The sequence below is a fragment of the Duganella aceris genome (genome assembly GCF_011090165.1).
GTDB classification, from domain to species: domain Bacteria; phylum Pseudomonadota; class Gammaproteobacteria; order Burkholderiales; family Burkholderiaceae_D; genus Rugamonas; species Rugamonas aceris.
On record NZ_JAADJT010000005.1, the window covers coordinates 113,812 to 139,454 of the forward strand.

Here is a 25,643-nt window from a genome sequence, read left to right on the forward strand (position 1 = left end):
GGTATGATAGGCGCCGGCAAGCTTACCCGAATTAATCAACTTAGGAGCCCCGTCTCATGTCCAAACCAGCCTACAAGCGCGTCCTCCTTAAATTGTCCGGCGAAGCCCTGATGGGCGATGATCCTTACGGCATCAACCGCGCCACGATCGAACGGATGGTGGCCGACGTGGCCGAGGTCGCGAAACTGGGCGTGGAACTGGCGATCGTCATCGGCGGCGGCAACATCTTCCGCGGCGTCGCCCCCGGCGCCCAAGGCATGGACCGCGCCACCGCCGACTACATGGGCATGCTGGCCACCGTCATGAACGCGCTGGCCCTGGCCGACGCCATGCGCCATGTCGGCATCACCGCCCGCGTCATGTCGGCGATCGGCATCGAGCAGGTGGTCGAGCCGTATGTGCGCCCGAAGGCGCTGCAATACCTGGAGGAGGGCAAGGTGGTGGTGTTCGCCGCCGGCACCGGCAACCCGTTCTTCACCACCGACACCGCCGCCGCGCTGCGCGGTTCGGAGATCAGCGCCGAGATCGTGCTGAAGGCCACCAAGGTCGACGGCGTCTACACCGCCGACCCGAAGAAGGACCCGAACGCCACGCTGTACGGCACCATCAGCTTCGATGAAGCCATCGCCAAGCATCTGCAAGTGATGGACGCCACCGCCTTCGCGCTGTGCCGCGACCAGAAATTGCCGATCAAAGTATTCTCCATCACCAAGCCGGGCGCGCTGATGCGCGTGATTCTGGGCGAGGATGAGGGTACACTGGTTCACGTTTAAACAATATTCCGTATTAGGAGAGCAGCAATGTCCGTAGCTGACGTTAAGAAGAATGCGCAAGAGCGCATGACCAAATCGCTGGAAACCTTGCGCGCCGATCTGGCCAAGGTCCGCACCGGCCGCGCCCACACCGGCATCCTGGACCATGTGATGGTCGAGTACTACGGTTCGCCGACCGCGCTGAGCCAGGTGGCCAACGTGACCCTGATGGACGCCCGCACCATCGGCGTCCAGCCGTTCGAGAAGAAAATGGCGTCGACCATCGAGAAGGCCATCCGCGACGCCGACCTGGGGCTGAACCCGTCGTCGCAGGGTGACATGATCCGCGTGCCGACCCCGCCGCTGACCGAGGAACGCCGCAAGGAGATGGTCAAGCTGGTCAAGAGCGAAGCCGAGGACGCCAAGATCGCGGTGCGCAACATCCGCCGCGACGGCAATGAAGGCTTGAAAAAGCTGGTCAAGGACAAGGCGATCTCGGAAGACGACGAACGCCGCGCGGTCGACGAAGTGCAGAAGCTGACCGACAAGTTCATCGCCGACATCGACAAGATGGTCACGGAAAAAGAAAAAGAAGTGCTGACGGTTTAACCCGCAGACGCCAGCGGCCGATCCAGCACCTCGTCCGAGGGGACGGACCCCGTACGGGGTCCGTCCCCGCCGAACGCCGGGGTGCGGGGTTGACGCTGGCGTCTTGTCTTTTTGCGTCACAACTGCAATACTTTATACTTTGGCACCGAAGTTTTCATGAAATATACGAGTTCGACCACCGAGGTTCCCGACGCGCCCAACGTGCCGCGCCATGTCGCCATCATCATGGATGGCAATGGCCGCTGGGCGACCAAGCGCTTCCTGCCGCGCGTGGCCGGGCACGTCAAGGGCGTCGAAGCGGTGCGCACCGTGGTCGAGGCCTGCGCCCGCCGCGGCGTCGAATACCTGACCGTGTTCGCCTTCAGCTCGGAAAACTGGCGCCGTCCGGAAGAGGAAGTGTCGCTGCTGATGCGCCTGTTCGTGACCGCGCTCGACCGCGAAGTGGCCAAGCTGCACGCCAACAATATCCGCTTGAAAGTCGTCGGCGACCTGTCGCGCTTCGACGCCAAGCTGCAAACCATGATCGCCGCCGCCGAGCGCAAGACCGCCGGCAACACCCGCATGACCGTCACCGTCTGCGCCAACTACGGCGGCCGCTGGGACATCATGCAGGCGGTGGCGAAGATGGTCGCCGCCCACCCCGGCGCCACCGACTTCAGCGAGGAGCAACTGGCGCCGCACCTGGCGATGGCCTACGCGCCCGAGCCCGACCTGTTCATCCGCACCGGCGGCGAGCAGCGCATCTCCAACTTCCTGCTGTGGCAACTGGCCTACACGGAACTGTTCTTCACCGACACCTACTGGCCCGATTTTTCCATCGAGTGCCTCGACGAGGCGATCGCCTCCTACCAGCACCGTGAACGCCGTTTCGGCCGCACCGGCGCGCAACTGGCCGAGAAAAAAACCTGATGCTGAAAACTAGGATTATTACCGCTGTGATCTTGCTGGCGGTGTTGCTGCCGGTCCTGTTCTTCAACTATTTCCCAGCGTTCGCCTTTGTGGTCACGTTGTTCGTCGGCGCCGCCATCTGGGAGGGCGCGCGCCTGTTCGGCCTGGGCGCGACCGCCGCCCGCGTCGCCGGCGTGCTGGCCGCGGTGCTGTTCGTGGTGCTGATGTACTCGGCCAAGCCGGGCGCGGTCACCGCGCTGTACGGCGTGGCCGCCTTGCTGTGGCTGATCCGTTACGCGCCGTCGCTGGGCCTCGGCCTGCCGCCGCTGAAGGGCGCGGCCAACTGGTCGATGGCGATCACCTTCAGCTTCGCCATCTTCGCCTGCTTCTTCGCCATCGTCGGCCTGTACCTGCAATCGCCGCTGTACCTGCTGTCGGTGATGGTGCTGGTGTGGATCGCCGACATCGGCGCCTACTTCTCCGGCAAGGCCTTCGGCAAGCGCAAGCTGGCGCCGACGATCTCGCCGGGCAAATCGTGGGAAGGCGCGATCGGCGGCGGCGTCGCCGTGCTGGTCATCGCCTCCCTCTCGATCCTGCTGGCGCACGACACCGCGCCATGGCTGCAAGACACCTTCGCCTACAAGCTGCAGGCCCGCTTCGGCTGGGCGCTGACCTTGCTGGCACTATTGGTCGTGGTCGCCGCGTCGGTGATCGGCGACCTGTTCGAATCCCAACTCAAGCGCCGCGCCGCGATCAAGGACAGCAGCAACCTGCTGCCGGGCCACGGCGGCGTGCTTGACCGTATCGACGCCTTGATCCCCGTGCTGCCGCTGGCGGCCCTGATCGGGGCGTGGCTCTGATACCTGGCTCTGAAAGAAATCACTATGCAACGCATCACCATCCTTGGCGCCACCGGTTCGATCGGCGTGTCCACGCTGGACGTGCTCGCCCGTCATCCCGAGCGCTATTCGGTCTACGCCCTGTCGGCGCAAACCCGGGTTGAAGAGCTGGCCGCGCAGTGCGTGCAATTCCGTCCGGCGCGCGCCGTGGTCGGCAGCGCCGCCGGCGCCGCGCAACTGACGGCATTGCTGCGCGCCGCCGGCGTCGCCACCGAAGTCGATTACGGCGAAGCCGCGCTGTGCGCCATCGCCAGCGCGCCCGAAGTCGACACCGTGATGGCCGCCATCGTCGGCGCCGCCGGCCTGGCGCCGACGCTGGCCGCGGCGCGCGGCGGCAAGAAGGTCCTGCTGGCCAACAAGGAAGCGCTGGTGATGTCCGGCCAGCTGTTCATCGACGCCGCGCGCGAAGCCGGCGCGGTGCTGCTGCCGATCGACAGCGAACACAATGCGATCTTCCAGTGCATGCCGCAGTTCGGCGGCAAGGTGCCGGCGGTGCGCGAGCAGGGCGCCGGTGTCGCCAAGATCCTGCTGACCGCCTCCGGCGGCCCGTTCCTGACGCGCGACGTCGAGACGCTGGACGCGGTCACGCCCGACCAGGCCTGCAAGCACCCGACCTGGTCGATGGGCCGCAAGATCTCGGTCGACTCGGCCACGATGATGAACAAGGGCCTGGAAGTGATCGAAGCGCACTGGCTGTTCGGCGCGCCGGCCGAGCAGATCGAAGTGGTGATCCATCCGCAATCGGTGATCCATTCGATGGTGTCCTACGTCGACGGTTCGGTGCTGGCGCAGCTGGGCAACCCGGACATGCGCACCCCGATCGCGCACGCGCTGGCCTACCCGGAGCGCATCGCCTCCGGCGTGGCGCAGCTGGACCTGACGCAGATCGCGACGCTGCAGTTCGAACGTCCCGACTTCAAGCGCTTCCCGTGCCTGGCGCTGGCCTTCGACGCCTTGCGCGCCGGCGGCACCGCGCCCGCGCTGCTGAACGCCGCCAATGAAGTCGCGGTGCAGGCCTTCCTCGACCTGAAGATCGGCTTCCGCCAGATCGACCGCGTGATCGCGCACGTGATGGATGCGCTGCCGCACGGCGCGGCGCACAGCATCGAAGCGGTGATGGCGCAGGACGCCGCCGCGCGCGCCGCCGCCGACACCCATATCGCCGGACTGTCCAGATGAACTTCCTGCAAACCGTCCTGGCCTTCGTGGTCTGCCTGGGCTCCCTGATCGTGTTCCACGAACTGGGGCACTACCTGGTGGCGCGCTGGTGCGGCGTCAAGGTGCTGCGCTTCTCGGTCGGCATGGGCAAGGTGGTGTGGTCGCGCCGCGTCGGCCCCGATCAAACCGAATGGGCCATCTCGGCGCTGCCGCTGGGCGGCTACGTCAAGATGCTGGACGCGCGCGAAGGCGATCTGTCGGCCCTGCCGGCGGCCGAACTGCAGCGCGAGTTCACGCGGCAGAACGTCTGGAAGCGCATCGCCATCGTCGCCGCCGGCCCGCTGGCCAACTTCCTGATCGCGATCATCCTGTTCACCGGCCTGTACATGCACGGCGTCGAAGAACCGAGCAGCAGGATCGCGCTGCGCGGCGTCGACGTCGCGGCCGACGCCACGCCGGCGTGGCGCGCCGGCCTGCGTGGCGGCGACGTGGTCACCGCCATCAACGACCAGCCGGTCGGCGTGTGGTCGGAGCTGCGCTGGCAGCTGATCCAGGCCGCCGTCGACAAGACCGAAGCCCGCGTCGCCGTCGAGCGCGCGGGCCAGGGCCGTTTCACCTTCGTGCTGCCGGCGTCCGCGCTGGCGACGCTGAACCTGGAGGGCGACGTGCCGTCCGAGCTGGGCATCGCGGTGGCGCGTCCGGCGCCGCTGGTGCAGCAGGTGGTGGCGGGCGGCGCGGCCGAACGCGCCGGCCTGCGCGCCGGCGACCTGCTGCTGTCGGTGGACGGCGCGGCCGTCGCCGACGGCATCGCCTTCATCGACATCATGCGCGTCTCGGCCGGCAAGACGCTGCAGATCGCGCTGCGGCGCGACGGCCAGCCGATGACGCTGGCGGTGACGCCGCAGGCGGAACAAGCAAAAACGGCTAAAGGAACTGTAACAGTCGGTAAGATCGGCGCTTACGTCGCTTTGCAGCCGGATATGATCAGCGTGCCATCGTCCCCGGTGGCGGCGGTCGGCAAGGCCGTGGTCCGCGTCTGGGATACCTGCGCCATGACGCTCAAGATGATCGGCAAGATGATCACCGGCGAAGCCTCGCTGAAGAACGTCACCGGACCGATCACCATCGCCGATTATGCCGGCCAGACCGCACGGATGGGCGTGGCCAGCTATTTGAGCTTTATCGCCTTCATCAGCATCAGTCTCGGCGTGATGAATTTACTACCGATTCCCGTTCTGGATGGGGGGCATTTGCTGTATTATTCGCTGGAAGTTTTAACTGGGCGTTCTGTGCCGGAGCGCGTAGGCGAAATAGCGCAACGCCTGGGCATGGGTTTATTACTGACCTTGATGCTGCTGGCGGTGTTTAATGACGTCGCCCGGCTGCTGTAGCAGTACTGTGTAGTTCTCGTTGATTTAGCCATTGAATAACCCCAATGAAATTATATTCTGACCGTATCACTTCACCTTCCTTTCGCCGTAGCCTGATCGGCGCCGCTGTCCTGGCGCTGTGCGCCGGCCGCGCCATGGCCATCGAACCCTTCGTCATCAAAGATATCCGCGTCGAGGGGATCCAGCGTACGGAAGCCGGTACGGTGTTCAGCTATCTGCCGGTGCGCGTCGGCGAGACCTTCAACGACGACAAGTCGATCATCGCCATCAAGGCGCTGTACGCCACCCAATTCTTCAAGGACGTCAAGCTGGAAGCCGACAACGGCGTGCTGGTGGTGCTGGTCGAAGAACGTCCGTCGATCTCCAAAGTGGATTTCGTCGGCACCAAGGAATTCGAGAAGGACATCCTGGTCAAGGCGCTGAAGGACATCGGCGTCGGCGAAGCCAAGATTTTCGACAAGGCGTCGGTCGACCGCGCCGAGCAGGAACTCAAGCGCCAGTACCTGTCGCACGGCCTGTACGGCGTCAAGGTGGTCACCACCGTCACCCCGATCGAGCGCAACCGCGTCAACATCACCTTCACGGTGGACGAGGGCGAAGTCGCCAAGATCAAGCAGATCAACATCGTCGGCAACAAGGTATTCTCCGACAAGGAACTGCGCGACCAGCTGGCCCTGAACACCGGCGGCTGGTTCAGCTGGTACACCAAGGCCGACCAGTATTCCAAGACCAAGCTGACCGGCGACATCGAGTCGCTCAAGTCCTTCTATCTGGACCGCGGCTACATCGAGATGAACATCGAATCGACCCAGGTGTCGATCACGCCGGACAAGAAGGACATCTACATCACCATCAACATCACCGAGGGTGAGAAGTACAAGGTCTCCGACATCAAGTTCGAAGGCGAGACCTTCGGCCGCGAAGAGGAGCTGCGCACGCTGGTGCTGCTGCGCCGCGGCGAGGTGTATTCCGGCGCGCGCCTGACCGCGACCAACAAGCTGATCTCGGACCGCCTCGGCACCTTCGGCTACGCCTTCGCCAACGTCAACGCCAACCCGGACATCGACCGCGCCAAGCGCGAAGTGGCGTTCACCTTCTTCATCGATCCGGGCAAACGCGCCTACGTGCGCCACATGAACATCGCCGGCAACACCAGCACCCGCGACGAAGTGATCCGCCGCGAGTTCCGCCAGTTCGAGTCGTCCTGGTACGACGCCAACAAGATCAAGCTGTCGCGCGACCGCGTCGACCGCCTCGGCTACTTCAAGGACGTCACCGTCGACACGCCGGAAGCGCAGGGCACCTCCGACCAGGTCGACGTCAACCTGACCGTGGTCGAGAAACCGACCGGTAACTTCCAGATCGGCGGCGCGTTCTCGCAGTCGGAGAAGTTCTCGTTCCAGGCGGCGGTCCAGCAGGCCAACTTCGCCGGTTCCGGCACCACCGTCGGCCTAGAGCTGAACACGTCCAAGTACAGCCGCACCATTTCGTTCTCGCAGACCGACCCGTACTACACCGACGACGGCGTGTCGCGCGGCTACGAGATCTATCTGCGCACGCAGCAGCCGCCGGCGCTCAACATCGGTTCCTACACCATCAAGCAGCAGGGCGGCCGCATCAACTACGGCGTGCCGTTCTCGGAAGTGGACACCGTGTTCTTCGGCATCGGCCTGGAACGTTCGAAGATCACCACCGACCAGACCTCGCCGACCCGTTTCCGCGAATACGTGTCGACCATCACCGGCCGCGCCGACGGTATCGGCACTGCCTCGACCAACGCCGTGCCGCTGACGGCGGCGTGGGCGCGCGACAGCCGCGACTCGGCGCTGACGCCGACCATCGGCCGCTACCAGCGCGCCAACATCGAACTCGACATCATCGGCGAGCAGAAATACTACCGCGCCGTGTACGAGCACCAGTGGTACAAGCCGCTGTTCCCGAAAGTGACGCTGGCCCTGAAGGGCGAGATCGACTTCGGCCACGGCCTGGGCAACAGCAAGTACCCGGTGTTCAAGAACTTCTACGGCGGCGGTATCGGTTCGGTGCGCGGCTACCTGAGCTCCTCGCTGGGCGCGGTCGATCCGGTGTACCAGGATGCGCTGGGCGGCTCCTCGCGCCTGATCGGCAACGCCGAGCTGCAGATGCCGTTCCCGGGTTCCGGCCAGGACCGCAGCCTGCGCTGGTTCGCCTTCCTCGACGGCGGCCAGGTCTACCAGGAAGGCCAGAAGATGCGTTATTCCGAGCTGCGCTACGCGACAGGCTTGGGCATCAGCTGGATTTCGCCGGTCGGTCCGCTCAAGTTGAGTTATGCTAAGCCTTTGAACGTCAAGGAAGGCGACCGCCTGGAACGCTTCCAGTTCCAGATGGGTAGCGGCTTCTGATGCCGGTGTTGAATGACCATTTTTTGCCTCGGAGAAATAAGTTGAAGATTGCATCCGCTAGCGTGTCCAAATATCTTGCCGTGCTTGCATTGGGCTGGTGTTCATTGGCGCCGGTGCAGGCCCAGACCTCGGCGTCGCGCATCGCGTGGCTGAGTCCCGAGCGCATCTACAACGAATCGAAGCTGGCCAAGCTGGCCGGCGAGAAGCTGGCCGAGGAATTCAAGAGCCGCGAGAAAGCCATGCAGGACATGGGGCTGCGCCTGAAAACGGCGTCGGAAAAGCTGGAGAAGGACGCGCCGACGCTGGCCGAGCCGGACCGCATCAAGCGGCAGCGCGACGTGTTTGAGCTGGACAAGGAATACCAGCGCCGCCAGCGCGAGTTCCGCGAGGATCTGAACCAGCGCACCAACGAGGAGCGCCAGGCGATTTCGGAAAAAGCCACCAAGATCATCAAGCAGATGGCCAGCGTGGAAGGCTTCGATATCGTGTTGCAGGACGCGGTGTGGGCCAGCCCGCGCATCGACATCACCGACAAGGTCCTGGCGGCGTTGGACAAAGATAAATAAACATAGATTGGACCCCCGATGGGCACTCGACTAGGAGCATTGGTCGAACGCTTGGGCGGGCAGTTGATGGGAGACGCGAACCTGGAAGTGACCGGGATCGCGCCATTGACGGACGCCGGCGTTTCGCACATCAGCTTTCTCAGCAATAGCAAACTGCGCGCGCAGGCGCTGCAAAGCCAGGCGGCGGCACTGATCGTGTCGGCCGCCGACGACGCTTATATCGCCGCCGGTTACGCCGGCGCGCGCATCGTCACCCACAACCCCTACGTGTATTTCGCCCGCGCGGCGCAGTATTTCGCCGCGCTGACGGCGATCGTGCCGCCGGCCGGCGTGCACGCCACGGCGGTGGTGGCCGACAGCGCGCAGGTCGCGGCCAGCGCCCACGTCGGCCCGCGCGCGGTGATCGAGGACGGCGCGGTGATCGGCGAGGGCGCGGTGATCGGCGCCGGTTGCTTCATCGGCCGCGAGGCGGTGATCGGCGACGGCACCCAGCTGTTCGCCAACGTCACCTTCCACGCGTATTGCCAGATCGGCGCGCGCGGCATCATTCATTCCGGCGCGGTGATCGGCACCGACGGTTTCGGCTTCGCCAACGAGGGCGGCGTCTACATCAAGATCCCGCAGACCGGGCGCGTGATGATCGGCGACGACGTCGACATCGGCGCCAACACCACCATCGACCGCGGCGCGCTGGCCGATACGATCATCGAGGACGGCGTCAAGCTGGACAACCAGATCCAGATCGGCCACAACTGCCACATCGGCGCGCACACGGCGATGGCCGGCTGCGTCGGCGTGGCCGGCAGCGCGAAGATCGGCAAGTACTGCACCTTCGGCGGCGCCGCCATGGTGCTGGGCCATCTGACCATCGCCGACAAGGTGCACGTCGGCTCGGGCAGCATGGTGTCGCGCTCCATCCTGGAATCGGGCCAGTACACCGGCTTCTATCCGTTGGCGAAAAACGCCGACTGGGAAAAATCGGCCGCCATCGTGCGCAACCTGCCGGCCATGCGCGAGAAAATCCGCACGCTGGAAAAAACCATTAAAACACGAACTGAAGACGAATCATGACCACTACCGACATCAAGACCATGGACATCTGCGAGATCAAGTCCTACCTGCCGCACCGCTATCCGATGCTGCTGGTCGACCGCGTGCTCTCGTACGAAGAGGGCAAGTCCATCACCGCCATCAAGAACGTGACCGTCAACGAAGAATTCTTCAACGGCCACTTCCCGCACAAGCCGGTGATGCCGGGCGTGCTGATGATCGAGGCGATGGCGCAGACTGCGGCGCTGCTGTCGTTCAAGACCATGGGCATCAAGCCGGACGAGAATTCGGTGGTCTACTTCGTCGGCATCGACAACGCGCGCTTCAAGCGCCCGGTCGGCCCCGGCGACCAGCTGAAGATGGACATCGAGATCCTGCGCAACGCGCGCGGCATCTGGAAATACAAGGCGGTCGGCAGCGTCGACGGCCAGGTCGCGGTCGAAGCGGAACTGATGTGCACCATCCGTAACGTCGCCGACGCCAGTCAGGCGCCAGGGAAGTAATCATGGCCAAGATCCACGCCTCCGCCATCGTCGACCCTCGGGCCGAACTCCACGAAAGCGTCGAAGTCGGCCCGTACACCGTCATCGGTCCCAATGTCGTCGTCGGCTCGGGCACCGTGGTCGGTCCGCACGTGGTGATCGAAGGCCACACCACCATCGGCAGCGACAACAAGCTGTTCCAGTTCTCGTCGATCGGCGCCGCGCCGCAGGACAAGAAGTGGGCCGGCGAACCGACCCGCCTGACCATCGGCGACCGCAACACCATCCGCGAGTTCTGCACCTTCAACACCGGCACGGTGCAGGACAAGGGCGTGACCTCGCTGGGCAACGACAACTGGATTTCGGCCTACGTCCACCTGGCGCATGACTGCCAGGTCGGCAGCAACACGATCTTCTCCAACAACGCGCAGCTGGCCGGCCACGTCGAGATCGGCGACTGGGTGATCATGAGCGGCTTCGCCAACGTGCACCAGTTCTGCAAGATCGGCGCGCACGCCTTCGTCGGCATGAGCACCTCGCTGACGCAGGACGTGCCGCCGTTCGTGCTGTTGAACGGCAATCCGGCGCAGGCGCACGGCGTCAACATCGAAGGCCTGAAACGGCGCGGCTTCACGCGCGAGCAGATCAACGGCATCCGCGCCGCGTACAAGCTGATCTACCGTTCCGGCCTGACGCTGGAAGAGGCCAAGGCGGCGCTGATCGCCGAAGAAGAGTCCAGCCCGGCCGACGTGGCGCTGCACATCCGTGCCATGCGCGACTTCCTCGGCACCGCCAGCCGTGGCATCGTCCGCTAACTTGCCGGCCTCGATCGCGCTGGTGGCCGGCGAGCCGTCCGGCGACCTGCTGGCGGCGCGGCTGTTGTCGGGCCTCCGGCCGCATTTGCCGGACGCGCGCTTCCACGGCATCGGCGGCGAGCACATGATGGCGCAGGGCTTCGAATCGCACTACGCGATGGACAAGCTGACGGTGCGCGGCCTGCTGGCCGTGATCCCGCGCTATCGCGAAATCAAGGGCATCCAGAACGAACTGCGTGACCGCCTGCTGGCGGAGCGGCCGGCGGCCTTCATCGGCGCCGACTACCCGGGCTTCAACCTCGGGCTGGAAGAGCAGCTGAAGGCGGCCGGGATTCCGACCATTCACTACATCGGACCGCAGATCTGGGCCTGGCGCGGCGGCAGGATCAAGAAGATCATCCGGGCCGTGTCGCACATGCTGGTGGTGTTCCCGTTCGAGGAAGAGATCTACCGTCAGGCCGGCGTGCCGGTCAGCTATGTCGGCCATCCGCTGGCCGAGCTGGTGCCGATGGTGCCGGACGAGCTGGGCGCGCGCACCGCGCTCGGCCTGCCGCACGACGCCAACGTGGTCGCCATCATGCCGGGCAGCCGCATGTCGGAACTGAAGTACAACACGGCGGCCTTCGTCGGCGCGGCCAAGCTGCTGAAGCAGCGCGACCGTTCGCTGAAGTTCGTCGCGCCGATGGCCGGCGAGCGTCAGCGCGCCTACTTCCTGGAGCTGGTGGCGCAAGCCGGCCTGCAGGACGTCGAGATCCAGCTGCTGGACGGCCAGTCGCACACCGCGATCGCCGCCGCCGACGCGGTGCTGGTGGCGTCCGGCACGGCCTCGCTGGAGGTGGCGCTGTTCAAGAAGCCGATGGTGATCGCCTACCGCATGATGGCGCTGGAATGGCAGATCCTGCGCCACTTCGGCTACCAGCCGTGGATCGGCCTGCCGAACATCCTGGCGCGCGAGTTCCTGGTGCCGGAGCTGCTGCAGGACGCCGCCAATCCGCAAGCGCTGTGCGACGCGATGTGGAAGCAGCTGAGCGACGTGCCGCACCGTTTGCAGCTGGCGCAGCGCTTCACCGACATGCATCACAGCCTGCTGCGCAACAGCGCGGTGGAGAGCGCGGCGGCGGTGCTGCGCGTCATTAACAGATAAGAGTATCAACGTGAAAAACCAACAATCCGGCCTGTTCGACGACCTGCCATCCTCGCTCGATGAAATCATCTGCGGCGTCGATGAGGCGGGGCGCGGGCCGCTGGCCGGCCCGGTGTTCGCGGCCGCCGTCATCCTCGACGTCTCGCGCCCGATCGAAGGCCTGCGCGACTCGAAGAAGCTGACCGAAGCCAAGCGCGATATGCTCGCGCCGCTGATCAAGGCGCACGCGCTGGCTTGGGCCATCGCCGAGGCGTCGGAAGAGGAAATCGACAAGTTCAATATCCTGCAGGCGTCGATGCTGGCGATGCGGCGCGCGGTCGAGGCGCTGAAGACCGTGCCGACGCTGGCCCTGATCGACGGCAACCGCTGCCCGGTGATGAAGATCCAGAGCATCGCCATCATCGGCGGCGACGACAAGGTCGACGCGATTTCCGCCGCGTCGATCCTGGCCAAGACCGCGCGCGACGCCGCGCTGGTGAACCTGCACACCCTGTATCCGCAGTACTGCTTCGACCAGCACAAAGGCTACGGCACCGCGCTGCACCTGGAGCGCCTGCGCGAGCACGGACCGTCGCCGGTGCACCGCCGTTCGTTCGCGCCGGTGCGCGCGCTGCTGGAGGTGAGCCTGTGAAGACCATCACCTCGCGCGACAACGCGCAATACAAGGAACTGGTCAAGCTGGCCGGCAGTTCGTCGGCGCGCCGCAAGGCCGGCCGCACGCTGCTCGACGGCGTCCACCTGTGCGAATCGTATCTGCAACTGCGCGGCATGCCGGAGCAATGCGTGGTCAGCGAATCGGCGCTGCTCAATCCCGAAGTGATGGACATCGTCGGCCAGCTCGAAGCGAAACATGCGCACGTGCTGGGACTGCCGGACGCGCTGTACAACGCCGTCAGCCAGGTCGAACACGGCGTCGGCGTGATGTTCCTGATCGCCACGCCGGAGCGCGCCGTGACCGCTCCGTTGTCGGTATCGGCGGTGCTGCTGGACGGCGTGCAGGATCCGGGCAACGTCGGCTCCATCCTGCGCAGCGCGGCGGCGGCCGGCATCACCCAGGTGTATTGCAGCGCCGGCTCGGCGTTCTGCTGGTCGCCGAAGGTGCTGCGCGCGGCGATGGGCGCGCACTTCGTGCTCGATATCTTTGAAAACGTCGACCTGGCCGCGCTGGTGCGCGAAGCCCGGGTGCAGACGCTGGCCACCAGCGGCTACGCCACGCAGCGCCTGTACGACGTCGACCTGCGCCAGCCGGTGGCCTGGCTGTTCGGCCACGAAGGGCAGGGCGTGGCGCACGACCTGCTGGCGATGGCGACCCACCAGGTGGTGATTCCGCATCTGGGCCAGGTCGAGTCGCTGAACGTCGCCGCATGCGCGGCGGTATGCTTTTTCGAACAAGTAAGGCAGAATCAAGCTTAATCTGTCATTGGAGCCGTACATGGATATCGCGCAGTTGCACTTTCTGGTGGCCGAGGGGGATCAGGTCCAACGCCACGCGCTGGCCGATATCCTGGTGCACCTCGGCGTCGGCCGCATCACGCAGGCGCCGGACGGCCACACCGCGCTGCGCCACTTCAGCGCCGGCATCACGCCCGCCGTGGACATCGCCATCATCGACCTGGCCCTGCCCGGCATGGACGCGCTGGAATTGATCCGCCGCCTGGCCGACGCGCGCTGCCGCGCCGGCATCATCATCGTCGGCGCGCAGACCAATGCGGTGCTGTTCTCGGTCGAAAGCATGGCCGACGCCTATGGCATCAACGTGCTGGGCGCGATCGGCAAGCCGGTGATCGGCGCCCGCCTCGAAGCGTTGATCACCCATTACGTGGCGCCCGCAGACAAGCCCGCCGCGCGCGCGGCCGACAAGCCGCTATCGTTCGCCGAAGTGGGGCAGGGCTTGCAGGCGCGCGAGTTCGATCCCTTCTTCCAGCCGAAGATCGAGCTGGAGACCGGCCAGGTCAAAGGCCTGGAGATGTTCGCGCGCTGGCGCCATCCGCTGTACGGCGTGCTCGGCCCGGCCTCGTTCATGCAGGCGCTGGAGGAGAACAAGCGTATCGATTTCCTCGACTGGAGCATGATCGAAAAATCGGTCGCCGCCTGCCGCACGCTGCACGACCAGGGGATACCGATTTCGTTTTCGATCAATGTCGACCAGGGCACGCTGGCGCATCCGCAGTTCATGGACCAGATCGGGGCGTGTCTGGCGCGGCATCGCATCATGCCGGACTATATAACCTTCGAGATGACCGAGTCGGCGGTGCTGACCACCGATCCGCATTTCCTGGAGCGCCTGCTGCGGCTGCGGATGAAGGGCTTCGGCCTGGCGATCGATGACTACGGCACCGGCCGCAGCAACCTGCAGCTGCTGGCGCGCATCCCGTTCTCGGAGCTGAAGATCGACCGCAGCTTCGTCGACGGCGCCTCCAAGAAGCAGGCCATCGGCACCGTGCTGCGCTCCTGTCTCGGCCTGGCGCGCAGCCTGGACCGGCGCTCGGTCGCGGTCGGCGTCGAGACCAAACAGGATTGGGACTTCCTGCAAGGCCTGGGCTGCACCTACGCCCAGGGCTATTACATCGCCAAGCCGATGCCGCTGGAGGAATTCCCGGCCTGGCTGGCCGACTGGCAGCACTTCTTTTAATATTCGCGTCGGTTCGGCTTGATCTCCTGCAGGATGGTGGTGGAGATCTCCTCGATCGACTTGGTGGTCGACGACAGCCAGCGGATGCCTTCGCGCTTCATCATCATCTCCGCCTCGTTGACCTCGTAGCGGCAGTTTTCCAGCGCCGCGTACTTGCTGCCGGCGCGCCGCTCGTTGCGGATCTCCGACAGCCGCTCCGGCGTGATCGTCAATCCGAATATCTTCGACTTGAACTCGTACAGCGACGACGGCAGGCGGCCGCGCTCGAAATCGTCCGGAATCAGCGGATAGTTGGCCGCCTTGATCCCGTACTGCATCGCCAGATACAGGCTGGTCGGCGTCTTGCCCGAGCGCGAGACGCCGACCAGGATCACATCGGCCGACGACAGGTTCTTGTGCGACTGCCCGTCGTCATGCGCCAGCGAGAAGTTGATCGCCTCGATGCGGTTCTTGTATTCCTCGCTGTCGACGATGTTGTGCGAACGCCCAATGGTGTGGGTCGACTTGACCCCCAGTTCCTGTTCCAGTGGTGCAACAAAGGTCTGGAACATGTCCATATACATGCCCTTGCAGGCGCGTATGACGTCCGACAACTCGGTTTTCACGAGGGTGGAAAAGATGATCGGCCGTTGACCGTCGGTAGCAAACGCCTCGTTGATCTTGCGCACCGCGTCGTGCGCCTTGTCCAGCGTATCGATGAACGGCAGCCGCACCTGGCGGAAGCGCAGTTCGAATTGGGTCAGCACCGAGTGACCAAAGGTTTCAGCCGTGATGCCGGTGCCGTCCGAGACGAAAAACACGGTGCGGGCCGCGCTCGGCAGGGAGGGTCGTTGTTCTTGAGTCATGTAGAGGAGCCTGTCAGGATTGTGAATCGTCAATTTGAGCAACAGGCTGTAGAATGATCGCCATAGGTAAGATTGTGCTGCACGACGACCAGAATAACAAGAAACAAGTCTGCGCCTCGCTGGAAGATTTCTATCATCAAAAAGGTGTCACTATGTCTAACGCAGCATTGAAGGAGCAGCAGCAGGAAAATTCAGCCGACGCGGTCTATGTCGCATCGTTCGAACACTTGCGCATGACCGATGTCGAATCGGTCGGCGGTAAGAACGCCTCCCTGGGCGAAATGATCAGCCAACTGGCTGAGGCGGGCGTACGCGTGCCTGGCGGCTTCGCCACCACCGCGCAAGCGTTCCGCGACTTCCTGTCGTTCAGCATCGACGGCGGCAAGCCGCTGGCCGAGCGCATCGCCGACCGTCTGGCGGACCTCAACATCGACGACGTGCGCTCGCTGGCGCAGGCCGGCGCCGAGATTCGCCAGTGGATCGTCGAAACGCCGTTCCAGCCGCGCCTCGCCGAGGAAATCAAGACCTACTACGATAAACTGGTGGCCGATTCCAGCACCGAGATGTCGTTCGCTGTGCGCTCCTCGGCCACCGCCGAAGATTTGCCGGATGCGTCCTTCGCCGGCCAGCAGGAGACCTTCCTCAACGTGGTCGGCATCGAGAACGTGCTGGACGCGATGAAGCACGTGTTCGCGTCGCTGTACAACGACCGCGCCATCTCCTACCGTGTGCACAAGGGCTTCACCCACGCCGAAGTCGCGTTGTCGGCCGGCGTGCAGCGCATGGTCCGCTCCGACCTGGGCGCGGCCGGCGTCATGTTCACCATCGACACCGAGTCCGGCTTCAAGGACGTGGTGTTCGTCACCTCCAGCTACGGCCTGGGCGAGACCGTGGTGCAGGGCGCGGTCAATCCGGACGAATTCTACGTCCACAAACCGATGCTGGAAAAAGGCAAATCGCCTGTCATCCGCCGCAACATCGGCTCCAAGCTGCTGAAGATGGAATTCACCAACGAGGCCAAGGCCGGCCGCTCGGTGAAGACGGTCGACGTCCCGGTCGAACTGCGCAACCGCTACTCGTTGAACGACGAGGAAGTGGTGGAGCTGGCCAAGTACGCCGTCATCATCGAAAACCACTATGGCCGTCCGATGGACATCGAGTGGGGCAAGGATGGCCGCGACGGCAAGCTGTACATCCTGCAGGCGCGTCCTGAAACCGTCAAGTCGCAGCAGAAGGCGACCGACGTGCAGCAGCGCTTCAAGCTGAAATCGTCCGGCACGGTGCTGGCCTCCGGCCGCGCCATCGGCCAGAAGATCGGCGCCGGTCCGGTGCGCGTGATCCACGATCCGGCCGACATGGAACGCGTGCAGCCGGGCGACGTGCTGGTCGCCGACATGACCGACCCGAACTGGGAACCGGTGATGAAGCGCGCCTCGGCCATCGTCACCAATCGCGGCGGCCGCACCTGCCACGCGGCGATCATCGCGCGTGAACTGGGCGTGCCGGCCGTCGTCGGTTGCGGCGACGCCACCGAAGTGCTGAAGGACGGCACCTTCGTCACCGTGTCCTGCGCCGAAGGCGATGAAGGCAAGATCTACGACGGCCTGCTGGAAACCGAAGTCTCGGAAGTGGCGCGCGGCGAACTGCCGAAGCTGGCCACCAAGATCATGCTCAACGTCGGCAACCCGCAGCTGGCGTTCGACTTCCAGTCGGTGCCGAACGCCGGCGTCGGCCTGGCGCGTCTCGAGTTCATCATCAATAACAACATCGGCGTGCACCCGAAGGCGATTCTCGAATACCCGAACATCGACGCCGACTTGAAGAAAGCGGTGGAGTCGGTCGCGCGCGGCCACGCCTCGCCGAAAGCCTTCTACGTCGACAAGCTGGCCGAGGGTATCGCCACCATCGCGGCCGCGTTCTGGCCGAAGCCGGTGATCGTGCGCCTGTCGGACTTCAAGTCCAACGAGTACAAGAAGCTGATCGGCGGTTCGCGCTACGAGCCGGACGAGGAAAACCCGATGCTGGGCTTCCGCGGCGCGGCGCGTTACCTGGCGGCCGATTTCGCCGGCGCGTTCGAGATGGAATGCCTGGCCATGAAACGCGTGCGCAACGACATGGGCCTGACCAACGTCGAGATCATGGTGCCGTTCGTGCGGACCCTGGGCCAGGCTGAGAAAGTCGTCGGCCTGCTGGCCAAGAACGGCCTGGTGCGCGGCGAAAACGACCTGCGTCTGATCATGATGTGCGAAGTGCCGTCGAACGCCATCCTGGCCAACGAGTTCCTCGACCATTTCGATGGCTTCTCGATCGGCTCCAACGACCTGACCCAGCTGACGCTGGGCCTGGACCGCGACTCCGGCATGGCCTTGCTGGCGGCCGACTTCGACGAGCGCGACCCGGCGGTGAAAGCCTTGCTGTCGCTGGCGATCAAGGCTTGCCGCGAGCGCGGCAAGTACATCGGCATCTGCGGCCAGGGGCCGTCGGACCACCCGGACTTCGCGGTGTGGCTGATGGAGCAGGGCATCGAATCGATGTCGCTGAATCCGGACTCGGTAATCGACACCTGGCAGAAGCTGGCGGCGCTGCAAAAATAATAAAGTATTGACGCAAGCGGAAAATGGTTTAGACTGGAGTTATCGAATTTAGTTGCAAATAACTCTATCAAAACCATCTGCCCCGCAGTAAAAACCCTCGCAGCCCGCACCGGGACGCGGGGGTTTTTGCATTTTCAAACGAGAGGAGTACATCATGGCTGACTGGAGCTACTGGCTTGCCGCCGCCGGCGTGACGGTGATCTTTGAGCTGTTCACCGGCACCTTCTACCTGTTGATGATCGCCATCGGCCTCGGCGCCGGCGTGCTGGCCGCGCTGCTGGGCTTTGGATTGGCGACGCAGACGCTGACGGCCGCCGTGATCGGCGTCGCCGCCACCGTGCTGCTGCGCCGCAGCCGCTTCGGCAAACTGGTCGCCGCGCGCAGCGACGCCGGACGCGATCCCAACGTCAATCTCGACATCGGCCAGACCGTCAACGTGCCGGCGTGGCAGGACGGCGCGGCGCGCGTCATGTATCGCGGCGCGCTGTGGGACGTCGAACTCCAGCCGGGGGCTACGCCTGCGCCGGGGCAGTACACGATACGCGAAGTGCGCGGCAGCCGCCTGATCGTCGCGGCTTAAGATCAATCACACGGGGAGCATTCATGGATATCAGTTTCGGCAACGTCACCTTTATATTGTTCATCCTGGCGCTGGTGTTTGTCTTCAAGACCATCAACGTCGTCCCGCAGCAGCACGCCTGGGTGGTGGAGCGGCTGGGCAAGTACCACGCCACGCTGGGGCCGGGCTTGAACATCGTGATCCCGTTCGTCGACCGCATCGCCTACAAGCACGTGCTGAAAGAGATCCCGCTGGACGTGCCGCCGCAGGTCTGCATCACCAAGGACAACACGCAATTGCAGGTGGACGGCATCCTGTACTTCCAGATCACCGACGCCATGCGCGCTTCGTACGGCTCGTCGAACTACATCGCCGCCATCACGCAGCTGGCGCAGACCACGCTGCGTTCGGTGATCGGCCGCATGGAGCTGGACAAGACCTTCGAAGAGCGCGACCACATCAACACCGCCATCGTCAACGCCATCGACGAGTCGGCCGCCAACTGGGGCGTCAAGGTGCTGCGCTACGAGATCAAGGATCTGACGCCGCCGAAGGAGATCCTGCACGCGATGCAGGCGCAGATCACCGCCGAGCGCGAGAAGCGCGCGCTGATCGCCGCCTCGGAAGGCCGCCAGCAGGAGCAGATCAACATCGCCAACGGCGAACGCCAGGCGCAGATCGCCCGCTCCGAAGGCGACAAGCTGGCGTCGATCAACCGCGCGCAAGGGCAGGCCGCCGCCATCGTCGCGCTGGCCGAAGCCAACGCCAGCGCGCTGCGTCAGGTCGGCGCCGCGATCCGCGAGCCGGGCGGCGAGGACGCGGTCAACCTGAAGGTGGCCGAGCAATACGTCGGCGCATTCAGCCAGCTGGCCAAGACCAATAATTCGATTATCATACCGGCCAATCTGGGCGAGATGAGCGGCCTGATCGCGACCGCGATGCAAGTGGTGAAGTCGCAAAAAGACGCGCCGCTGGTCAAGCCCGCCAAAGCATAAGGAGCAGGGCATGGGTACATGGGCGGTGGACGCTTTCGGCAACGACTACGCGCAGGACTGGGCGCAGGATCTGCACGAGACGAGCAATATGGACGCGATCGAGGATACCCTCGACACCGCGCTGGACGCCGGCGCCGGCGAGCTGGAGGCGCCGTTCGCGGCCGAAGCGCTGGTGGCGATCGAAGTGCTGGCGCGGCTGCAAGGCAAGGGCGGCGAGCGCGGCGAGGACAGCGCGCTGGTGGACGAATGGGTGGACGCGCGCAAGGCCAAGGCCAAGCCGCGCGCCGATCTGGCGGATAAGGCGTCGCGCGCGCTGGAGCGCATCCTGTCGGACGACTCCGAGCTGCGCGCGCTATGGGAAGACAGCGAGCACTACGAAGCCTGGCGCGCCTCGGTCGAAGACCTGCGCGCCAGGCTGTAGGGCGGGGTCAGTTCCGGCAACGTGCCACAGGCTCAACCGTAGCGATCGCTACGGTTGAGCCTGTGGCACGTTGCCGGAACTGACCCCGCCATTCACTTACTTGGCGGCTTTGCGGCGGCGGGCGACGAAGCCGATCGCGGCCAGGCCCACCAGCATCATGCCGTAGGTTTCCGGTTCCGGCACGGCTGCCGTCACCGAGACGTTGTCGAGCGAGGTGCCCAGGCCGTCGCTGCTGCCGTGGGCGCTGAAGGTCAGCGCTTGCATCGTGCCGTTGCCGATCAGCGTGTAGCTGCGGGTTTCCCAGTTGCCGTACAGCAGGCTGTCCACCGACGCGAAGGTGGTGCCGCCCCAGCTGACATCCAGCCCTTGCGACGAGGTCGCCACGCCGTCGCGGTTCTGGAACTGGAAGGTCAGCGTGTATTTCTGGCTCGCCACCGTCTGGAACGCCTGGGTGATCGAGCTATTGGCATAGGTGTCCAGTTCGACGAAGTTGACCCCGTCCGCTGCCGTGCCGACCACGTTGTGACGCACTTCGACGCCGGTTGGGGCGGCGGCGGTCCAATGGTCCAGGCCGCTGTAGATGTCCCAAGTGCCGTTGGCCTGGGTCTTGTCTTCGAAGCTGCCGTTTTGAATCAGGTTGACCACCGGGGTGGCGTAGGCGCTGCCGGCGGCCAGCAGGGCGGCGGCGATGACGGATTTGATCATTTTCGTGGTTTTCATTTTGGCATCCCGGTGTTGTTGTTGATTGGAAAATTGCATTTCTCAAAAGACATGCAAATTGTATATTGGCAATCGAGCATCCACCAGAGACATTTGTCACTTTCTGATCTTTGTTGCATCACATCATATCAATCCGTCCATACAGGCCATGTGCTTCGTCGCCCGGGCCGGCGGTGAAGAACAGAGTATTGGTCGGCTGGCTGTTGACGCCGGGACCGAAGGCGATGCCCCACAGGCCATCGATCGCCAGCGCCGCGCCGCCGGCCTTGCCAAGGGTGCCGCTCAAGGCGCCCGTTTCGGGGTCGTAGGCGTTGATCTTGCCGTCGCCGAAATTGGCGACCAGCAGCTTGCCACTGTAGGTGCCGAAGTTGGACGGCGCCATCGCCATGCCCCACGGCGCATTCAGCGCGCCGCCCCGCACCAGCTGCTTGACCAGCTTGCCCGCAGTATCGAACACATCGATCGCACCCAGGCCCGCGCCCTTGACGTCGTCATCGCCGGCGGCGGCCCGTTGCGCGTAGCTGACATAGACCCGGTCGCCGATGGCCTGGATGCCGAACGGCGCATAGCCGGCCGGCAGCGAGCTGTCCTGGAAGCCGCCCGGCAGCGTCGCCCGGTGGAAGGCGGCGTCGAACACGTCGATGCGGTTGTTATGGAAATCGGTGGCGTACAGATAATTGGCGCCGTTGTAGGCGGCGATCGCCAGCCCCTTGTAGACCACCGGCGCGGCCGGGGCGGCGACGGCAGTCAGTGCGTTGTTGCGGTTGACGGTCGGCGACCAGGCCGAGATGCTGCCGTCTTCGCCGGCGAAGATGAACGGGCTGGCGGCGGTCACGCCGTTCTGGCTGATCTTGAAGTCGCTGCCGCCGTTGAAGACGATGCCGGTCGGCGCGGCGGGCGTGGCCACCACCAGCGATTGCGGCACGCCGTTGCCGTCGTACAGCGTGGAGCTGGCGCTGCCGTTGTTGGCGACCCAGACGAAGCCGGTGGGATTGAAGGCGATGCCCCAGGGGTTGATAAGCTTGGCGTCGCTGTGCGCGGCGGCGGCGCCGGCGTCGGCGACCAGGCTGGTGCTGGTGAACAGGGTGCTGCTGACCACGGGCGGCGTGGGCGTGACGGGCATGTCGTCGCCCCCGCCTCCGCAGGCGGTCAGGGTGGCGGCAATGATGAGGGATGGAACGGTGCGCATGGCGGTCTCCTTTCGGATCGGCGGGTTGATGCGCTGTTAATTCCCTGCCGCGCCCGCGCGGTTCCAAAAGTCAGAACGAATAAGTCGCGCTCATGCTCCAGGCCTTGGACGGATGCACCGGATAGGCGCGGTAGCGCATGCCGTCGTCCTGGCCGTGTTCGCGCGCCACTTGCAGCGTCCAGTCGCCGAACGGGATGCTGACGCCGAGCCTGGCGTCGTAGCGCGAGTTGGCGGGGATGCCGGGCCAGACGCCGGCGCTCAGGCTGTGCAGCAGGCCGGCGTGGGCGATCAGGTTGAAGCTGGGATGGATAGGGTAGAACAGGTTGACTTCGCCGTACAGCACGCGCGCCGGGTAGCCGAGGTAGCGCGGCGCGTAGTACAGCCGCGAGCTGAAGCGCTCGCCGGACAGGCCGCCGTAGCATTCCTGGAAGTCGTTGACGTGCAGCTGCGTATAGCCGATGTGGCTGCAACCGAGCTCCCAGCTCCAGCCCGAGCGCAGCCGCTGCGCGTAGCCGGCGTAGCCTTGCAGCTTGTAGCCGTCCAGGTCACCGATGGTGACGGCGCTGGCGAAGCCGCCCAGATACCAGCCGCCCGCGCCGTCAAGATTGAGCGTCAGCTGCGGCACCGCGCCATGGCCGCCCGGGGTCTGGCCGCGGTAGCGGTATTCCGATTGCAGCGAGACGCTGCCGGTCAGGTCGACCTGGGCGCCGGCGTACAGCGGCGGCAACAACAGCAGGCAGGCAAGCGCCCGCAACGGTGGGCTCACGGAACGGCGCCGCGTTGCGAGTAGGCGCGGGCGCAATCGCAATTGCGGACGAGGCGGGAGATGGAGGCGCATGCGTCGATGTTACCAGCGTTGAGCGCTTCGGCCGGTTGCAGCAGGCGGCGCAATTGTGCGGGCGACACGCCCGGCTGCAATTCGCCCAACAAGGCCAGCATGCCCGACACATGCGCGGCCGCATAGGAACTGCCGTTGACGAAGGCCCAGCGGCCGCCGGGCGCGGTGGTGGGAATGTCGTTGCCGGGCGCCAGCAGCGGGTGCTCCGGCAGCGTCGCGCCGGCCGCGCCCTGGCCGCCGCGCGCCTGCGAGGCCACCGCCAGCACGCCGGGATGACTGGCGGGGAAGGCCGGGCCGCCGGCCTGCGCGTCGATCGCGCCGACCACGCCGATGCCGCGCTCCAGCGCCACGTCCAGCAGACGGTCCAACAGCCTGTCGGGCGGACCGGACAGGCTGAGGTTGATGACCTTGGCGCCGTTTAATATCGCGTAGTTGATGGCTTTGCCGAGCGTGAAGCTGTTACATCGGGTGGCCTGGTCGGGGAGTTGCCAGCAGGCCCGCAGGCCCATCAGCCGCGCCTGCGGCGCCACGCCGACGATGCCGCCGCCGCCCGCGCGCGCGGCGATGATGCCGGCCACGGCGGTGCCATGGCTTTCGGGCGGCGTCGGTCCGGCGTCGACGAAGTTGCTGTTCACCGCCAGTTGCCCCTGCAAGTCGGGATGGGTGGCGTCGATGCCGCTGTCGATCACGGCCACTTTGATGTCGCGGCCGGTCGTGTAGCGGTGCAGCTCGGCGACATGCCAGTAGCGCGCGGCGGGTTGCACCGGGTACAGCGGCTCGGCGGCGGAGGCGTTGGCGGCATTGGCGGCGTTGGCGGCGGCCGCCTTGGCCGGCTCCTGTGCCTGGCCCTGCGCCATGCCGCTGAAGCGTGCCACCGGCTGCGCCCATTCCACTTGCGCGTCGCGGGTCAACAGCGAGATGACGTGCTCGGCGCTTTCGTGGTCGGGATAGCGCATCACGTAGCAATCGAGACCCAGCACCGGCATCGGCCAGTCGTCCACCAGCGTCAGCCCGTGCTGGCGCGCCAGCTCCTCGGCGCGGCGGCGCCGCGCGGCGCGGCCGCTGTCGTCCAGGTAGCGACCGCCGTAGCTGGCGTCCGGCCGGTAGTGGGCCGCCGGCAGCCGCAGCATGACCAGCAGTTGATGCTCGTCCGACTCGTGGCTAGCGCTGGCCGGCGGCGCTTGCCGGGGCGCCGGCTGCTCCTGTGCCCGCGCCGTGCCGACGGCCAGCGCCGCCACACAGGCCAGACAGGCCATGCAGGCCAGCAGCGTCGCCACGCGCATGCGGAAAGTGTTCACGGCGTGCTACCTCCATCCAGCGGCTCGACCAGCTTGACGGCGGACTCGGCGCGCAGCGATTGCAGCGCCTGGTGGCGGCCGGCGGCCGGGACGTTGATCAGGTAGGCGTCGGTGACGGTCGGGCCGTCGACGACGCGGGCGTTCTGTGCCTGCAGGATGCGGCGCAACTCGCGCTCGCTGGTGTTGGGCTGGAACACCACCACCAGGTTGCCGCCCGCCGCCACGCCCGAGCCGAGCACGCGGTAGTCGGCCGGCTCGCCGCCCGGACGCACCAGCAGCGCCACCAGGCCGGCGATCACCACCCACTGCGCCGCCATCGCCCAGCGCAGCCACGAAGGCTGGTTGGCCGCCGCCGCGCGCCACCATCGCACGCCGGTCGCGCGCTTGCCATCGGCTTCCGGCTGCTCAGGCGCCTGGCCGTCGGCCTGGGTCCAGCCGCTGCTGTCAGGCGCCGCTTGCCCGGCCGACTGGCGAACACCGGCCGCGCCGTCGCGCTCCTGCGGCCCGAGCGCCGGCATCAGCCGCCCCAGCGCCGCTTCCATGTCGAGCCCGGCCGGCGTCTCGTCCTGCGCCCGCGCCGCCTCGGCGTGCATGCCGTGCTCCCATTCCAGGTCCCGGCGGCATTGCGCGCAGCCTTGCAGATGTTCGTGCACCCGCCGCGCCTCGTCCGGCGCCAGCTGTCCGTTCGCGTACCACGGCAGCAATTCCTGCACCGCCTGGTGCGCCGGGATATCGATTCTAAAAACGCGCCCGTTCATTGACTGCTCTCTCTTTCGTTCCACAACAAATCCTTCAATCGGTGCCGCGCGTGAAACATGCGGGTCTTGACCGTGTTCAGCGGGCACTCGACGATGTCGGCGATATCGGCGTAAGCCATGTCATGATAATAGGTCAGCACCATGACGGCCCGCTGCGCCACCGGCAACTGGTCCAGCGCCGCGGCCACGGTGTGCTGCAACTGTTGCCGGCCGAACGCCTGTTCCGGCTGGTTGCCGGCCTCGTCCTCGTACAGCGCGGCGTCCGACTCGATCGGCTCGTCGCTGGCCTTCAGCCCCTTCAACGTTTTGCGATAGGCGATCGCGAACACCCAGGTGGACGGTTTGCAACTGCCGTCGAAGCTGGCGGCCTTTTGCCACACCACCAACATGGTGTCGTTCACCACTTCCTCGATCAGCGGCGCGCTGCGCGTCATGCGGCCGATAAAGCGCGATAAACGCGGAAAATACGCCCGGTACAGCGCCTCGAAGGCGTGTTTATCCCCGGCAGCGATTCTGCCCAACAACTGCACCTCATCCTGATCCGAGGTCGTCAACGCCATCCACATCCTCCATTGTTCACCGTTAATACCTTGCCGATTACAAACGGTTCTACAAATCCGGAAATTATTTGAGCCTTGCATGCTAACACCGGGATTCGG

General features: G+C 65.3%; 26 protein-coding genes. 19 read left to right on the forward strand and 7 right to left on the reverse strand.

All coding sequences use genetic code 11. The annotated features are described in order from the left end of the window. Positions 1 to 56: 56 nt before the first annotated feature. From pyrH to GW587_RS12335, 15 genes are all read left to right on the forward strand, one after another. Positions 57 to 773, forward strand: coding sequence for a UMP kinase (gene pyrH, locus GW587_RS12265; protein WP_166103001.1), 717 nt, complete (start codon positions 57 to 59; stop codon positions 771 to 773). Positions 774 to 800: 27 nt separating this feature from the next. After that, positions 801 to 1,361 (forward strand): ribosome recycling factor, encoded by a 561-nt coding sequence (gene frr / locus GW587_RS12270; protein WP_166103003.1) that lies wholly within the window; start codon positions 801 to 803, stop codon positions 1,359 to 1,361. Between the two features lie 156 nt (positions 1,362 to 1,517). Then, positions 1,518 to 2,270: a polyprenyl diphosphate synthase gene (gene uppS / locus GW587_RS12275; RefSeq protein ID WP_166103006.1), complete on the forward strand. Its 753-nt coding sequence runs from the start codon at positions 1,518 to 1,520 to the stop codon at positions 2,268 to 2,270. After that, positions 2,270 to 3,109: a phosphatidate cytidylyltransferase gene (locus tag GW587_RS12280; protein ID WP_166103008.1), complete on the forward strand. Its 840-nt coding sequence runs from the start codon at positions 2,270 to 2,272 to the stop codon at positions 3,107 to 3,109. The genes uppS and GW587_RS12280 overlap by 1 nt, the downstream gene beginning before the upstream one ends. Positions 3,110 to 3,133: 24 nt before the next feature. Continuing rightward, positions 3,134 to 4,327, forward strand: coding sequence for a 1-deoxy-D-xylulose-5-phosphate reductoisomerase (ispC, locus tag GW587_RS12285; protein WP_166103011.1), 1,194 nt, complete (start codon positions 3,134 to 3,136; stop codon positions 4,325 to 4,327). After that, positions 4,324 to 5,697 carry an RIP metalloprotease RseP gene (gene rseP / locus GW587_RS12290; protein WP_166103014.1) on the forward strand — a complete coding sequence of 458 codons (1,374 nt, stop codon included), beginning with the start codon at positions 4,324 to 4,326 and terminating at the stop codon, positions 5,695 to 5,697. Before ispC ends, rseP begins: the two co-directional genes overlap by 4 nt. A 44-nt stretch (positions 5,698 to 5,741) precedes the next feature. Next, positions 5,742 to 8,078, forward strand: a complete 2,337-nt coding sequence (bamA, locus tag GW587_RS12295; RefSeq protein WP_166103017.1) for an outer membrane protein assembly factor BamA — start codon at positions 5,742 to 5,744, stop codon at positions 8,076 to 8,078. Positions 8,079 to 8,182: 104 nt separating this feature from the next. Continuing rightward, positions 8,183 to 8,644 carry an OmpH/Skp family outer membrane protein gene (locus GW587_RS12300; RefSeq protein ID WP_229259438.1) on the forward strand — a complete coding sequence of 154 codons (462 nt, stop codon included), beginning with the start codon at positions 8,183 to 8,185 and terminating at the stop codon, positions 8,642 to 8,644. Positions 8,645 to 8,662: 18 nt separating this feature from the next. Further along, positions 8,663 to 9,715, forward strand: coding sequence for a UDP-3-O-(3-hydroxymyristoyl)glucosamine N-acyltransferase (lpxD, locus tag GW587_RS12305; protein ID WP_166103023.1), 1,053 nt, complete (start codon positions 8,663 to 8,665; stop codon positions 9,713 to 9,715). Next, on the forward strand, positions 9,712 to 10,197 hold the full coding sequence (gene fabZ / locus GW587_RS12310) for a 3-hydroxyacyl-ACP dehydratase FabZ (protein WP_166103026.1): 486 nt from the start codon (positions 9,712 to 9,714) through the stop codon (positions 10,195 to 10,197). Before lpxD ends, fabZ begins: the two co-directional genes overlap by 4 nt. A 2-nt stretch (positions 10,198 to 10,199) precedes the next feature. Continuing rightward, a complete protein-coding gene (gene lpxA / locus GW587_RS12315; RefSeq protein WP_166103029.1) occupies positions 10,200 to 10,991 on the forward strand; it encodes an acyl-ACP--UDP-N-acetylglucosamine O-acyltransferase in 792 nt (263 codons plus the stop codon). After that, positions 10,975 to 12,135, forward strand: coding sequence for a lipid-A-disaccharide synthase (gene lpxB, locus GW587_RS12320; protein WP_166103031.1), 1,161 nt, complete (start codon positions 10,975 to 10,977; stop codon positions 12,133 to 12,135). The genes lpxA and lpxB overlap by 17 nt, the downstream gene beginning before the upstream one ends. 10 nt (positions 12,136 to 12,145) lie before the next feature. Next, positions 12,146 to 12,766 (forward strand): ribonuclease HII, encoded by a 621-nt coding sequence (gene rnhB, locus GW587_RS12325; RefSeq protein WP_166103033.1) that lies wholly within the window; start codon positions 12,146 to 12,148, stop codon positions 12,764 to 12,766. Continuing rightward, the gene (locus GW587_RS12330) at positions 12,763 to 13,548 is read left to right on the forward strand and encodes a TrmH family RNA methyltransferase (protein ID WP_166103036.1); all 786 of its coding nucleotides are present in this window, start codon (positions 12,763 to 12,765) and stop codon (positions 13,546 to 13,548) included. The genes rnhB and GW587_RS12330 overlap by 4 nt, the downstream gene beginning before the upstream one ends. Before the next feature lie 19 nt (positions 13,549 to 13,567). Further along, positions 13,568 to 14,767 carry an EAL domain-containing protein gene (locus GW587_RS12335; protein ID WP_166103038.1) on the forward strand — a complete coding sequence of 400 codons (1,200 nt, stop codon included), beginning with the start codon at positions 13,568 to 13,570 and terminating at the stop codon, positions 14,765 to 14,767. Here the strand turns inward: GW587_RS12335 and ppsR are convergent. Further along, entirely contained in the window at positions 14,764 to 15,612 is an 849-nt protein-coding gene (ppsR, locus tag GW587_RS12340; protein ID WP_166103041.1) for a posphoenolpyruvate synthetase regulatory kinase/phosphorylase PpsR, read from the reverse strand. The two genes, GW587_RS12335 and ppsR, sit on opposite strands and share 4 nt — an antisense overlap. 152 nt (positions 15,613 to 15,764) lie before the next feature. Here ppsR and ppsA point away from each other — a divergent pair, with 152 nt between their 5' ends. The 4 genes from ppsA (at position 15,765) to GW587_RS12360 (ending at position 20,181) form a co-directional block, all read left to right on the forward strand. Next, the gene (gene ppsA / locus GW587_RS12345) at positions 15,765 to 18,206 is read left to right on the forward strand and encodes a phosphoenolpyruvate synthase (protein ID WP_166103044.1); all 2,442 of its coding nucleotides are present in this window, start codon (positions 15,765 to 15,767) and stop codon (positions 18,204 to 18,206) included. Between the two features lie 154 nt (positions 18,207 to 18,360). After that, a complete protein-coding gene (locus tag GW587_RS12350) occupies positions 18,361 to 18,786 on the forward strand; it encodes an NfeD family protein (protein ID WP_166103046.1) in 426 nt (141 codons plus the stop codon). Positions 18,787 to 18,809: 23 nt separating this feature from the next. Then, positions 18,810 to 19,760 carry an SPFH domain-containing protein gene (locus GW587_RS12355; RefSeq protein ID WP_166103049.1) on the forward strand — a complete coding sequence of 317 codons (951 nt, stop codon included), beginning with the start codon at positions 18,810 to 18,812 and terminating at the stop codon, positions 19,758 to 19,760. 10 nt (positions 19,761 to 19,770) lie between these two features. After that, the gene (locus GW587_RS12360) at positions 19,771 to 20,181 is read left to right on the forward strand and encodes a DUF4259 domain-containing protein (protein WP_166103051.1); all 411 of its coding nucleotides are present in this window, start codon (positions 19,771 to 19,773) and stop codon (positions 20,179 to 20,181) included. A gap of 96 nt (positions 20,182 to 20,277) precedes the next feature. On the opposite strand, the gene GW587_RS12365 is transcribed toward GW587_RS12360, so the two are convergent. From GW587_RS12365 to GW587_RS12390, 6 genes are all read right to left on the reverse strand, one after another. Then, a complete protein-coding gene (locus GW587_RS12365; RefSeq protein WP_166103054.1) occupies positions 20,278 to 20,901 on the reverse strand; it encodes a PEP-CTERM sorting domain-containing protein in 624 nt (207 codons plus the stop codon). A gap of 118 nt (positions 20,902 to 21,019) precedes the next feature. Continuing rightward, positions 21,020 to 22,090, reverse strand: coding sequence for a TIGR03118 family protein (locus GW587_RS12370; RefSeq protein WP_229259414.1), 1,071 nt, complete (start codon positions 22,088 to 22,090; stop codon positions 21,020 to 21,022). 70 nt (positions 22,091 to 22,160) lie between these two features. Beyond that, the gene (locus GW587_RS12375) at positions 22,161 to 22,856 is read right to left on the reverse strand and encodes a TorF family putative porin (RefSeq protein WP_371875581.1); all 696 of its coding nucleotides are present in this window, start codon (positions 22,854 to 22,856) and stop codon (positions 22,161 to 22,163) included. Further along, positions 22,853 to 24,226 (reverse strand): S8 family peptidase, encoded by a 1,374-nt coding sequence (locus tag GW587_RS12380; RefSeq protein WP_371875582.1) that lies wholly within the window; start codon positions 24,224 to 24,226, stop codon positions 22,853 to 22,855. The genes GW587_RS12375 and GW587_RS12380 overlap by 4 nt, the downstream gene beginning before the upstream one ends. Then, a complete protein-coding gene (locus tag GW587_RS12385; RefSeq protein WP_166103060.1) occupies positions 24,223 to 24,984 on the reverse strand; it encodes a zf-HC2 domain-containing protein in 762 nt (253 codons plus the stop codon). The genes GW587_RS12380 and GW587_RS12385 overlap by 4 nt, the downstream gene beginning before the upstream one ends. After that, positions 24,981 to 25,544: an RNA polymerase sigma factor gene (locus tag GW587_RS12390; RefSeq protein WP_229259415.1), complete on the reverse strand. Its 564-nt coding sequence runs from the start codon at positions 25,542 to 25,544 to the stop codon at positions 24,981 to 24,983. Before GW587_RS12390 ends, GW587_RS12385 begins: the two co-directional genes overlap by 4 nt. Positions 25,545 to 25,643 lie beyond the last annotated feature (99 nt).

Excerpts from the sequence above, each read along its gene's own strand:
- pyrH (WP_166103001.1), top strand. The coding sequence starts at position 57 with ATGTCCAAACCAGCCTACAAGCGCGTCCTCCTTAAATTGTCCGGCGAA.
- GW587_RS12355 (WP_166103049.1), top strand. The coding sequence starts at position 18,810 with ATGGATATCAGTTTCGGCAACGTCACCTTTATATTGTTCATCCTGGCG.
- GW587_RS12370 (WP_229259414.1), bottom strand. The coding sequence starts at position 22,090 with ATGCGCACCGTTCCATCCCTCATCATTGCCGCCACCCTGACCGCCTGC.
- GW587_RS12365 (WP_166103054.1), bottom strand. The coding sequence starts at position 20,901 with ATGAAAACCACGAAAATGATCAAATCCGTCATCGCCGCCGCCCTGCTG.
- GW587_RS12390 (WP_229259415.1), bottom strand. The coding sequence starts at position 25,544 with ATGGCGTTGACGACCTCGGATCAGGATGAGGTGCAGTTGTTGGGCAGA.
- GW587_RS12385 (WP_166103060.1), bottom strand. The coding sequence starts at position 24,984 with ATGAACGGGCGCGTTTTTAGAATCGATATCCCGGCGCACCAGGCGGTG.
- lpxD (WP_166103023.1), top strand. The coding sequence starts at position 8,663 with ATGGGCACTCGACTAGGAGCATTGGTCGAACGCTTGGGCGGGCAGTTG.
- GW587_RS12350 (WP_166103046.1), top strand. The coding sequence starts at position 18,361 with ATGGCTGACTGGAGCTACTGGCTTGCCGCCGCCGGCGTGACGGTGATC.
- bamA (WP_166103017.1), top strand. The coding sequence starts at position 5,742 with ATGAAATTATATTCTGACCGTATCACTTCACCTTCCTTTCGCCGTAGC.
- GW587_RS12280 (WP_166103008.1), top strand. The coding sequence starts at position 2,270 with ATGCTGAAAACTAGGATTATTACCGCTGTGATCTTGCTGGCGGTGTTG.
- uppS (WP_166103006.1), top strand. The coding sequence starts at position 1,518 with ATGAAATATACGAGTTCGACCACCGAGGTTCCCGACGCGCCCAACGTG.
- GW587_RS12335 (WP_166103038.1), top strand. The coding sequence starts at position 13,568 with ATGGATATCGCGCAGTTGCACTTTCTGGTGGCCGAGGGGGATCAGGTC.
- rseP (WP_166103014.1), top strand. The coding sequence starts at position 4,324 with ATGAACTTCCTGCAAACCGTCCTGGCCTTCGTGGTCTGCCTGGGCTCC.
- ppsA (WP_166103044.1), top strand. The coding sequence starts at position 15,765 with ATGTCTAACGCAGCATTGAAGGAGCAGCAGCAGGAAAATTCAGCCGAC.
- frr (WP_166103003.1), top strand. The coding sequence starts at position 801 with ATGTCCGTAGCTGACGTTAAGAAGAATGCGCAAGAGCGCATGACCAAA.
- ppsR (WP_166103041.1), bottom strand. The coding sequence starts at position 15,612 with ATGACTCAAGAACAACGACCCTCCCTGCCGAGCGCGGCCCGCACCGTG.
- fabZ (WP_166103026.1), top strand. The coding sequence starts at position 9,712 with ATGACCACTACCGACATCAAGACCATGGACATCTGCGAGATCAAGTCC.
- GW587_RS12360 (WP_166103051.1), top strand. The coding sequence starts at position 19,771 with ATGGGTACATGGGCGGTGGACGCTTTCGGCAACGACTACGCGCAGGAC.
- ispC (WP_166103011.1), top strand. The coding sequence starts at position 3,134 with ATGCAACGCATCACCATCCTTGGCGCCACCGGTTCGATCGGCGTGTCC.
- lpxA (WP_166103029.1), top strand. The coding sequence starts at position 10,200 with ATGGCCAAGATCCACGCCTCCGCCATCGTCGACCCTCGGGCCGAACTC.